Source organism: Nocardioides sp. Soil796 (assembly GCF_001429525.1).
In the GTDB taxonomy this organism is placed as follows: domain Bacteria; phylum Actinomycetota; class Actinomycetes; order Propionibacteriales; family Nocardioidaceae; genus Nocardioides.
The window spans coordinates 132,412-141,526 of the sequence record NZ_LMSQ01000002.1; the positions used below are offsets into that span (position 1 = coordinate 132,412).

General features: G+C 69.4%; 11 protein-coding genes, 2 tRNA genes and 2 pseudogenes. 2 read left to right on the top strand and 13 right to left on the bottom strand.

Annotated features, from left to right (window positions below):
* Positions 1 to 432: 432 nt before the first annotated feature.
* Positions 433 to 1,272, bottom strand: a complete 840-nt coding sequence (locus tag ASH02_RS01255) for a rhomboid family intramembrane serine protease (protein ID WP_235532614.1) — start codon at positions 1,270 to 1,272, stop codon at positions 433 to 435.
* 101 nt (positions 1,273 to 1,373) lie between these two features.
* Positions 1,374 to 1,889: a peptidylprolyl isomerase gene (locus ASH02_RS01260; protein ID WP_056684237.1), complete on the bottom strand. Its 516-nt coding sequence runs from the start codon at positions 1,887 to 1,889 to the stop codon at positions 1,374 to 1,376.
* A 145-nt stretch (positions 1,890 to 2,034) separates the two neighbouring features.
* Here ASH02_RS01260 and ASH02_RS01265 point away from each other — a divergent pair, with 145 nt between their 5' ends.
* Positions 2,035 to 2,976: a sunset domain-containing protein gene (locus tag ASH02_RS01265; protein ID WP_057294134.1), complete on the top strand. Its 942-nt coding sequence runs from the start codon at positions 2,035 to 2,037 to the stop codon at positions 2,974 to 2,976.
* Positions 2,977 to 2,996: 20 nt separating this feature from the next.
* Here ASH02_RS01265 and ASH02_RS01270 read toward each other — a convergent pair whose 3' ends face one another.
* From ASH02_RS01270 to ASH02_RS01290, 5 genes are all read right to left on the bottom strand, one after another.
* Positions 2,997 to 3,347 (bottom strand): DUF3817 domain-containing protein, encoded by a 351-nt coding sequence (locus ASH02_RS01270; protein WP_235529988.1) that lies wholly within the window; start codon positions 3,345 to 3,347, stop codon positions 2,997 to 2,999.
* A complete protein-coding gene (locus tag ASH02_RS01275; protein WP_162262565.1) occupies positions 3,344 to 4,120 on the bottom strand; it encodes an SURF1 family protein in 777 nt (258 codons plus the stop codon). Before ASH02_RS01275 ends, ASH02_RS01270 begins: the two co-directional genes overlap by 4 nt.
* A 161-nt stretch (positions 4,121 to 4,281) precedes the next feature.
* Positions 4,282 to 4,587, bottom strand: a complete 306-nt coding sequence (locus ASH02_RS01280; RefSeq protein ID WP_056684229.1) for a hypothetical protein — start codon at positions 4,585 to 4,587, stop codon at positions 4,282 to 4,284.
* Between the two features lie 46 nt (positions 4,588 to 4,633).
* On the bottom strand, positions 4,634 to 5,665 hold the full coding sequence (locus tag ASH02_RS01285) for a hypothetical protein (RefSeq protein ID WP_057294136.1): 1,032 nt from the start codon (positions 5,663 to 5,665) through the stop codon (positions 4,634 to 4,636).
* A 50-nt stretch (positions 5,666 to 5,715) separates the two neighbouring features.
* Positions 5,716 to 6,273 (bottom strand): TetR/AcrR family transcriptional regulator, encoded by a 558-nt coding sequence (locus tag ASH02_RS01290; protein ID WP_057294137.1) that lies wholly within the window; start codon positions 6,271 to 6,273, stop codon positions 5,716 to 5,718.
* A gap of 87 nt (positions 6,274 to 6,360) precedes the next feature.
* On the opposite strand from ASH02_RS01290, the gene ASH02_RS01295 reads away from it, so the two are divergent.
* Positions 6,361 to 6,753: a nuclear transport factor 2 family protein gene (locus tag ASH02_RS01295; protein WP_057294138.1), complete on the top strand. Its 393-nt coding sequence runs from the start codon at positions 6,361 to 6,363 to the stop codon at positions 6,751 to 6,753.
* Here ASH02_RS01295 and ASH02_RS27420 read toward each other — a convergent pair.
* From ASH02_RS27420 to ASH02_RS01320, 6 genes and pseudogenes are all read right to left on the bottom strand, one after another.
* Entirely contained in the window at positions 6,742 to 7,599 is an 858-nt protein-coding gene (locus ASH02_RS27420) for an Ig-like domain-containing protein (RefSeq protein WP_057294139.1), read from the bottom strand. The two genes, ASH02_RS01295 and ASH02_RS27420, sit on opposite strands and share 12 nt — an antisense overlap.
* Positions 7,600 to 7,628: 29 nt before the next feature.
* Positions 7,629 to 8,144 (bottom strand): annotated as a pseudogene (locus ASH02_RS27425) (Ig-like domain-containing protein); the annotation flags it as partial.
* A gap of 29 nt (positions 8,145 to 8,173) precedes the next feature.
* Positions 8,174 to 8,548 (bottom strand): annotated as a pseudogene (locus ASH02_RS27430) (Ig-like domain-containing protein); the annotation flags it as partial.
* Between the two features lie 144 nt (positions 8,549 to 8,692).
* Positions 8,693 to 8,768 (bottom strand) — tRNA-Ala (locus ASH02_RS01315).
* A gap of 39 nt (positions 8,769 to 8,807) precedes the next feature.
* Positions 8,808 to 8,933, bottom strand: a complete 126-nt coding sequence (locus ASH02_RS26845) for a DLW-39 family protein (RefSeq protein ID WP_235530147.1) — start codon at positions 8,931 to 8,933, stop codon at positions 8,808 to 8,810.
* Between the two features lie 38 nt (positions 8,934 to 8,971).
* A tRNA-Ile gene (locus tag ASH02_RS01320) sits at positions 8,972 to 9,045 on the bottom strand.
* Positions 9,046 to 9,115 lie beyond the last annotated feature (70 nt).

Sequence of the window (9,115 nt, forward strand, 5' to 3'; positions counted from 1 at the left end):
GAGGGTGGGTGGGCGGAGCCCTGTTCTCGGTGCACAGCCTTGCAGCCAGTTTGATGCGAGCGGCACGGTGCACAAGCTGGCGCACGCCGAGCATGGAGGGGCTCGAAGTACGCCGTACGCCCGTGGTTGTTCACTTCGACCTACAGTTCACGCCGCAGGTGCGTCCGCAGAGCGTGATCTTGGCACTGCCGCGGCTGAACTGTATGCCCAGGTGAACATCCCTGGTCTTCGGCGACCGGTCCATGCCCACGTGAACGCGCCGAGGCGTGGCGGAATGGGGAGCCGCGGGCGGCGTCGAGGGGCTTGGCCGCGGCGCCGGCAGCGGTGGTCGGGCACAAGGAGCGGCCCCCGAGCGACGCGACGCCGCAGCGCCCGCGGTTCCCCCGCGCAGCCGCGGCCCCGTCGGATCTCCCCAGGCCGAGCGCCGCGGAATTAGACGAGGACGGAGGTGCGGGCGGCGATGATGCCGAGCACGGCGACCAGGACCAACCCGACGCCGAGCGCCTGCCAGAGCGGCCGGCGGTTCTTCGGCGCGTAGGCCAGGACCGCGGCGAGCGCGGCACCGCCGAGGAACCCACCGAGGTGGCCCTGCCAGGAGATGTTGGCGCCGGAGAAGGTGATGAAGACGTTGAGGCCGATCCAGACCAGCAGCTGGCTGACGTTGCCGCCGGCCTTGAGGCCGACCACGAGCAGGGCACCCATCAGGCCGAAGATCGCACCGGAGGCGCCGAGGGTCTGGCTGCCGGTGTCGCTGAGCCAGTAGACCGCCGCGGACCCGGCCAGTCCGGAGACCAGGTAGACGGCCAGGAAGCGGGTCCGGCCGACGAGTCGCTCGAGCTCGGGGCCGAGGAACCACAGCGCGAGGAGGTTGAAGGCGATGTGCAGGATGTCGACGTGCGAGAACATACTGGTGACCAGCTGCCACGCGTCGCCGCCCGCGACGCCGCCCGCCCACTCGGTCGCCTGCCCGGAACGGTTGGCCGTCTCGCACGCGTATTCCGAATCGAGCCCGGGGTAGTACGACCCTGGCTGGTCGGGGGCCAGGCACCTGCCCAGCGGGGTCAGGGCCAGTCGCGCCACCCATTCGCTGTCGTGACCGCCGGTGGCCCGGATCAGCAGGAAGACCAGGGCGTTGAGCCCGATCAGCACCATCGAGGTCAGCCCGGGGTTGCCTGACTGCGAGCCGCCGTACGGCGTACGCCCGCTGCGGGTCTCCTTGGATCCCCGGTGCACGCACTCGGGGCACTGGAAGCCGACCGATGCCGGGATCATGCAGTCCGGGCAGATCGGGCGCTCGCAGCGCTGACACTTGATGTACGCCTCCCTCCCCGTGTGCCGGTAGCACACGGGGACGGAGGACTCAGGCGGTGTGCTCAGGGCCGGACGACCTCGACGCTGTTGATCACGACGTCTTCGGTCGGGCGGTCCATGCGACCGGTCGGCGCGGTCGCGATGGCGTCCACGACCTTGCGGGACTCCTCGTCGGCGACCTCACCGAAGATCGTGTGCTTGTTGTTCAGGTGCGGGGTCTGGCCCACCGTGATGAAGAACTGCGAGCCGTTGGTGCCCGGGCCGGCGTTGGCCATGGCGAGCAGGTAGGGCTTGTTGAACTGCAGCTCGGGGTGGAACTCGTCCTTGAACTGGTAGCCGGGGCCACCGATGCCCTGGCCGAGCGGGCACCCGCCCTGGATCATGAAGCCGTTGATGACCCGGTGGAAGATCAGGCCGTCGTAGAACTTCTCGCCGGAGCGTCCGGCGTCGTCCTTGTACTCCTTGGTGCCCTCGGCGAGGCCGACGAAGTTCTCGACGGTCTCGGGGGCGTGGTTCGGGAACAGGTTGATGGTGATGTCACCCTTGTTCGTCTTCAGGGTGGCCTGCAGGTCAGCCATGACTGCCTTTCGTCGAGTGGTGTTCGGGACGATCTTCGCAGGCCCGGACAAGCCGGGGAAACAGCAGGTGCCGGACGCGCGGTTGGTTGCTGCCCACCTTTGGTGTTGGATCGAAGACAACGAACCGAAACGGGAGGCATTCACGATGGGCAAGCGCCACAAGAACACCCTGCTCGAGTCCGCAGCCGAGGCCGCCGAGAATCTCCGGCCCCACCTCGAGTCCGCTGTCGACACCGCCAAGGAGGCGGTCGAGAACGCCCGTGACCGGGCCCTGCCCCTCCTGGAGGACGCCCGCGACAAGGCCGCTCCGATCATTGCCGAGGGGCGGGCGCTCGCTGCCGAACGAGCCCACGAGGCACGTGAGAAGGCCGGCCCGCTGCTCGCCGAGGGCCGGGCGCTGGCCACCGAACGAGCCCACGAGGCACGTGAGAAGGCCGCTCCGCTGCTCGCCGAGGGCCGGGCGCTGGCCACCGAACGGGCCCTGGCCGGACGCGACGCGACCGTGGCCAAGGTGAACGAGCTGCGCGGCATCGAGCCCGAGCCCAAGGGCGGCAAGCTGAAGAAGCTGCTCTTCTTCGGCGTCCTCGTCGCTCTGGGCGGCGTGCTGGTCAAGAAGCTGCGTGGCACCCAGGGCCCCGGCGACAACTGGCAGTCCACCTACACCCCCGCACCCGCACCGAGCGCGGCCAAGCCCACGGAGAAGCCGGGTGCACCGGCCGAGCGGGCCGAGGACGACCAGGCCGCCGCGACTCCCGACGAGGCCATCTCCGACGCCGTGGAGTCCCCGCACCCCGACACGACGCCGGACGACCCGGCCGAGGTGGTCGACCTGAAGGCGTTCGCCGACACACCGGCTCCCGCCGATGTTCCCGCCGAGGGGCCGTACGGCGCGGGCTCGGCCGCCCCGCTCGAGGACGGCGCGGGACCCGACGACTCGTTCACCGTCAAGGGGAACGCCGACTCGATGCTGTACCACACGCCGGAGTCACCCTCCTACGCGCGCACCAAGGCGGAGGTGTGGTTCACGGACGCCGAGACCGCGGCGGCCGCGGGCTTCAAGGCCTGGAACCACAAGCAGCAGCACTGATCACCGCGTGGGGGTCCGGGTCAGGCGTCGAGCGCCTCGGCCCGGGCCCCTTCTTCGCGCACCCGCCGCGTTGCCCGGTGCTCGGCCCAGAAGCTGAGCACCGGGATCGTGCCGCAGATCAGCGTGACGACGGTGAACGGCAGCTCCCACCGCTCCCGGCGGGCCAGCAGGAACGCGGTCACCAGGAAGATCATGTAGAGCCAGCCGTGGGCGACGCCGAGGTACGTCGTGATCCATTCGCCCAGGTGCTGCAGGTCGGTGCCGTCCTCGAAGAGGTACTTCAGCGGCACGCCGATCAGGATGAGGACGATCAGCAGGACACCGACGATGGTGGCCATCACGCGATAGCGGGTCAGGGCTGGGTTCTTCACGCGGCCGACCCTAACCGCTCGGTCTCGTCCTTCACCCAGCGCCACCAGATGAAGCCGGCGAACAGGCCGAAGACCCACCACTCGATGGCGTAGAGCAGGTTGCGCAAGGCCGTCGTACGCCCGACCTCGGGGAGCTGGTCCAGGCTGGCCGCGGAGAGTCCGTCGGTGCCGTCGTTGATCGCCGTGTCGCCGTGGGGCCAGTCCCCGTCGGCGACCTCGTCAGCCACCACGGCGTAGGCGCCGTACAGGTCCTGGTCGACGTGCTGGAGCGCGTCGGCGAGCCGCACCTGCGGCAGCACGTCGTCGTTCGGGTCGTCGTCGACCGCGCCGGTGCCCTCGGCCGGCTGGAGGAGCGCGACGAACCCGGTCTCGCCGGTCGGTGCCGGCGGCGCGTCCTCGACCTCCTCGGTCCAGCCGCGTACGACGAGCAGGGCGGCGCCGTCCTGGCCGTCGATGGCCACCGGGGTCATCACCCAGTAGCCGTCGTGGCCGTCGTGCTCCCGGCCGCTGACGTAGAGCGTCGCGTCGGGCACCCACGTGCCGCGTACGACGACGGGCTGGCCGACCTTGCGGCCCGGGAAGGCGGCGTCGGGCCCGATCACGTCGGTCAGCTGCTCGGGCTCGACCCGGGTCAGGTCACGCGCTTCGGCGGCGCGGTGCGCCTGCCAGGCGTTGAGCTGCCAGACGCCGAGCGCGCCGGCGATGGCCACGAGCACCAGGGCCAGGAGGTGGAATCCCCAATAGCGTGGAGCAAGGAGGGGACTGGCGGGCACGCCCCAACTGTACGGAGCGTGACCACAGTCGCCCGCTTCGGGATCATCGACGGACGCCGTCGTGCCTTCCAACGGGCACAACGGCCGGATTTGGCCCGATTCCGAGGGTGAGAGCGTCGTTGTGCCCGTTCTTCGGCACGCCCAGGTTGCTCAAGGTTGCTTCAGCCGAAGAGGGAGACCAGGAGCAGGCACCCGAGGGAGGCGAGGGCCCAACCCGCGGAGGCACCCAGGAAGACTGAGGTGGCCACCGCGCGACGTCGCAGGATCAACGCGACCAGGAACAGCAGGACGGTCACGTCAAACGTGAACCTGACCTTGTCGCCGAGGCCGGAGGCAAGCGCGAAGACGGTCCCCACCAGGGCCCCGGCCACCGCACCGTAGGCCAGCCAGTGACGGATCGGGGTGGCGAACCGGAGCCGCCGCTCGTGTCTCTCCTCCGGCGGGTTCGGCTGGTCGATCCGGGACATTCGGTGGATTCTCCTGGGCTGGGTCGGGCGAACGGACGACGCGCCGTCAGAGACCGGTCGGCTCGTCGAGCGGCACCAGCTCGTTGCACACGGCGAATGGCAGGTGGTCGCCGAGGACAAGGTTCGCAGCCGCCACCGGATTGCGCACCTTCCAGCCGATGCGCCCGGTCGAGGGGTCGCCCACCGGCATGCCCTTGAACGCGTCGTCCCACGTGATGGTGCCGGTCTCGGGCCAGAGGTCCATCAGGTCCGCGCGATCGTCCAGGTCGGTGCGGTCGACGTCCATCCGTGCGGTCGCCACCTCGTCGGAGAACGTCACGGAGAACGCGTCGAGGGGCAGCAGGTCGCTGACGTCGTACCTGTTGCCGAGCTGGTCCTGATCCTCGAAGTCGGCGTCCGGGCCGAGCGCATCGTTGACGGGGATGCAGCCCTTGCGGAGGTACGTCGACTCGGCGGCATCGTCGTCGAGCAGCTCCGGCAGCGACGGTTCCGCGGCCCAGACCGGGTCGCCCTCGTCGGCGATGCCGGAGACCAACAGGTGCTGGTCGGCCAGCACCGTGGCGTCCTCGAGCGGTGCGACGTCGTCCTTCACGGCCCTGCTCACCTCGGACATGTCCTGGTCTGGCCGGAAGCCGAGCACGTAGCCGGAGCCCTCCGGCCCGGTGAAGCGCGCCTCCCAGTCGACGTCGTCCTGGGTGAAGCCGTGGTCGAGCCACAGCCGGGAGTGCTCCTCGCGCAGCAGGCCGGCGGTCAGCATCACGCTCTCGCGATCGGCCTGTTCCCAGAACGCCGTACGGTCGGTCATCAGCGAGTCGCTGGTCAGGTCGTCGACGCCGAACCGGGCCCGGATCTCGTCGTAGTCGGTGATCGTCAGGATCTCCGCCTCGGCCGGAACGAGCGCGAGCACCAGGCGCGGGTCACTCACTGCCTGGTGCTCAGGGGGCTGCAGCTCCTCGGGCACCGCCGTCGGGAGCACGGTCGGCTCGGCCTTCTCGCGCTTCGGCCGGTCGTCCCCGCCGCAGCCGCTGGCCAACGACGCGACGAGCAGGAGCGAGGCAACCAGCCGAGTCGGTTTCACGCCGGGATCGTACCCGGGACCGGACGTGGAGGACCGAGCCCGGCGCGCACTCAGCCGATGAGGAGGGCGGCGAGGTCGCGGGCGGCGCGGGCTGGGTGCGGGTTGCCCCGGGTGGAGCCCATCACGAGCGTTCCCTCGATCAGCAGGTGCAGCTGCTCGGCGGCCCGACCCGGGTCGTCGTGACCCAGCGCGGTGAGCTCCGTGACGAGTAGTGCGCGCAGGCGTTGCCGGAAGGCGTCGGTCTCGGCATGGGCCGGGTGCTGGGGGTCGGTCAGCGCCAGATCGGTCGCGAAGTAGCGGCAACCGCGGAAGTCGGCGTTGGCGACGAGCTCGTCCAGGCGGTCGAAGAGTCCGAGCAGCCGGGTGCGCGGCTCCTCAGCACCGGCCAGCGCCTCTTCGTACCACGCGATGTCCTGCTCGGAAGCCCGACGGATGACCGCCTCGATCAGGCCGTCCTTGCCGCCGAAGTGCTCGTAGAGCGACCTGCGGGCGACGTTGGCCTGCTTCAGCAGGGCGTCGACGCCGACTGAGGCGCCCTGGGAGTAGAAGAGATCCTGCCCGGCCTCGAGGAGTCGCTCCCTGGGTCCGGGTGCCTTGTCGGCGCTCATCTGTGGATCCGAATCCTTCCCTTGACGGTAGAACGATCAGTCTATACCTTCGGAAGTAGACCAATCGATCTACTTCTGGAGGACGCAATGAGCACCACACCTGACACTCGCGACACCGCCGAGACCGTGGCGTCGTTCAACGAGGCGTTCCGCACCGGCGACACCCGGGCCATGGCCGACCTGGTCCACGACGACTGTCTGATGGTCACGGCCCAGCCGGCACCCGACGGCACGGCGTACGTCGGGAAGGACGCGTGCGTCGCGTTCTGGGCCGAGCTGATGGACGACGAGTCCACGACGTTCGAGGTCGAGCACGTGTTCGCGGACGAGGAATGGGCGACCGTGCGCTGGCGGTACCGGTTCGGTCCCAGCGACGCGGAGTCGGTCCTGGGCGTGAACGTGACGCGGGTCAGTGACGGTCGGGTCATCGAGCAGCTCGGCTACACCAAGACCCCGGGCAGCCTGCCGCTACCCGAGTGAGCCTCGGCTGCGCATCAGGACTCCGCCTCCCACGACCAGAGCCAGTCCGAGCCAGAGCAGACCCAGTGGCGGACCGCCGGTGTCGGGCAGGCCGGCCTCGTCGGCTCCCGATGCCGGGCCCTTCACCGTCGTCGTCCCATCGGGGGTGGTGGGCGCGGGGTTGGTGTCGGCCGGCGCGACTCGAAGCCTGACCAGCTGGGGCGCCGACGTCATGGCCGCGTTGCTGGCGGTGTAGGTGAAGGAGTCGGAGCCGACGTAGCCAGGCGTCGGTGTGTAGGTGAAGCCGCCGCCGGGGCTCAGGGTGAGGTTCCCGTGGCGCGGCTCGACGTCGACCGCTGCGGTCAGCCCGGCGAGAGCACGCGGGGCAAGAGCGATTCGACGCGTGCTCGGTGCCGGAGCACCCGTGTCCGGGTCGGAGTCGTTGCCCAGCACTCCGTCATGGTCGGAGACGGTCAAGGTCTCCCCGGCCGTGGCGTCGTACCCGTCGGCGCGCGTGACCGGTGCGTCGGGTGACGGGCCCACCTCAATGGTGGCGAGGCCGTTCGCCTCCAGGCCGTCGGGATCGGTCACGGTGTAGTGGAACTCATCGGGGCCGAAGTGGTCGGCCGCGGGCGTGTAGGTGAAGGAGCCATCTGCCTCGAGGGTGAGAGAGCCGCCCTTACCGGTGCTGATCGCGGTTCCGATGCCGGCATCCTCACCGTCGACCTCGCTGACCGTGAGGGTGTCTCCGTCGGGATCGCTGTCGTTGGTCAGGACGTTGCCCGTGGTCGGAACGTCCTCGACCGTGGTGATGGGGTCATCGCTGGCGACGGGGGCGTCGTTGACGGGGGTGACGGTGATGGTCACTGTGCCGTTGTCCGTGCCGCCGTTGCCGNAAGGGAGTCCTCGCCGTTGAAGTTCGCGTCGGGCGTGTAGGTGAAGGACCCATCGGCATTGAGCACGACCGTCCCGTGCGTCGGGCCGCCCACGAGCGCAGCAGTGAGGCCGTCACCCTCGGGGTCCGTGTCGTTGGTCAGGACGTTCCCGGTCGTGGGGACGTCCTCGTCGCCGGTGACCGAGTCATCGACGGCGGTGGGCGCCCGGTTGGCTGTATCCACGGTGATGGTGGCCCGGCCTTCGTCACACAGGGACGGAGTGTCGTCGTCGCACACGTTGTAGAGGAACGTGTCGGTGCCCTGGAAACCGAGGTTCGGTGTGTAGGTGAAATCTCCGTTGCGCCAGAGGATGATGGTTCCGTTCACCGGAGCACTCCAGAGGGCGGCGTTGAGCCCATCGCCCTCCAGGTCGATGTCGTTGGTGAGGACGTTGCCATTCGCCGATCCCCCCTCCACGGCGGCGGTGTCGTCGTTCGCCACCGGGGCGTCGTTGACGGGGGTGACGGTGATGGTCACTGTGCCGTTGTCCGTGCCGCCGTTGCCGNGAGGGAGTCCTCGCCGTTGAAGTTCGCGTCGGGCGTGTAGGTGAAGGACCCATCGGCATTGAGCACGACCGTCCCGTGCGTCGGGCCGCCCACGAGCGCGGAAGTGAGGCCGTCACCCTCGGGGTCCGTGTCGTTGGTCAGGACGTTCCCGGTCGTGGGGACGTCCTCGTCGCCGGTGACCGCGTCATCGGTCGCGACCGGGCCGGCATTCACGACGCTGGCCCGATGCAACGGAGCACCCGCGGCCGGGCCGGCGAACACACCCGCGGACCCGGAGGCCAACGCGACGGCCAAGGCGGCGACCAGCACGCGGCGACGGAGCCACTCTCGGTGCTGACGGACAGGTGCAGGGCGAGCGGGCAGGGTGCCAGTCATGAGTGCTCCTCGAGTGCAGTCGATCAGCACGCTAGCGACATCCGGGCCTGCGCACCCCCGGAATGCAAAAAGTTGTGTCGCCCAACGACGTCGGCCGAGTCCACCCGAAATGCCAGAAACCGCAGGCTGAGCTGCGGTTTCAGATGGTGGAGCCTAGGGGACTCGAACCCCTAACCCCCTGCTTGCAAAGCAGGTGCGCTACCAATTGCGCCAAGGCCCCGGACGACCGGGCCGGTCGGGGCCGGAACGGTCGGGTGGGTCAGTTCTTCGAGACGTCGTCGGTCGCGGCGGCCCAGAGAGCCTGCTCGTTCTTCGACTCGTCGAGCTTCTTCTTCGCGAAGACGGCGCCGGCGGCGGCCAGCAGGACAAGGATGATCTTCTTCATGGGAGTGCTCCCCTTCGTTGCGACGTGGGATCTTTGGGTGGGCCTAAGAGGACTTGAACCTCTGACCTCTTCCTTATCAGGGAAGCGCTCTAACCGTCTGAGCTATAGGCCCGTGCTGCTTCGGTCGACCAAGGCCAACCGACGGGGAAGATTACCCCACCGGCTGGGCGGCGTACAAAACG

Coding starts and splice junctions, on each gene's coding strand:
- ASH02_RS01255 (WP_235532614.1), bottom strand. CDS start 1,272: ATGATCCCGGCATCGGTCGGCTTCCAGTGCCCCGAGTGCGTGCACCGG.
- ASH02_RS01260 (WP_056684237.1), bottom strand. CDS start 1,889: ATGGCTGACCTGCAGGCCACCCTGAAGACGAACAAGGGTGACATCACC.
- ASH02_RS01265 (WP_057294134.1), top strand. CDS start 2,035: ATGGGCAAGCGCCACAAGAACACCCTGCTCGAGTCCGCAGCCGAGGCC.
- ASH02_RS01280 (WP_056684229.1), bottom strand. CDS start 4,587: ATGTCCCGGATCGACCAGCCGAACCCGCCGGAGGAGAGACACGAGCGG.
- ASH02_RS01290 (WP_057294137.1), bottom strand. CDS start 6,273: ATGAGCGCCGACAAGGCACCCGGACCCAGGGAGCGACTCCTCGAGGCC.
- ASH02_RS01295 (WP_057294138.1), top strand. CDS start 6,361: ATGAGCACCACACCTGACACTCGCGACACCGCCGAGACCGTGGCGTCG.
- ASH02_RS26845 (WP_235530147.1), bottom strand. CDS start 8,933: ATGAAGAAGATCATCCTTGTCCTGCTGGCCGCCGCCGGCGCCGTCTTC.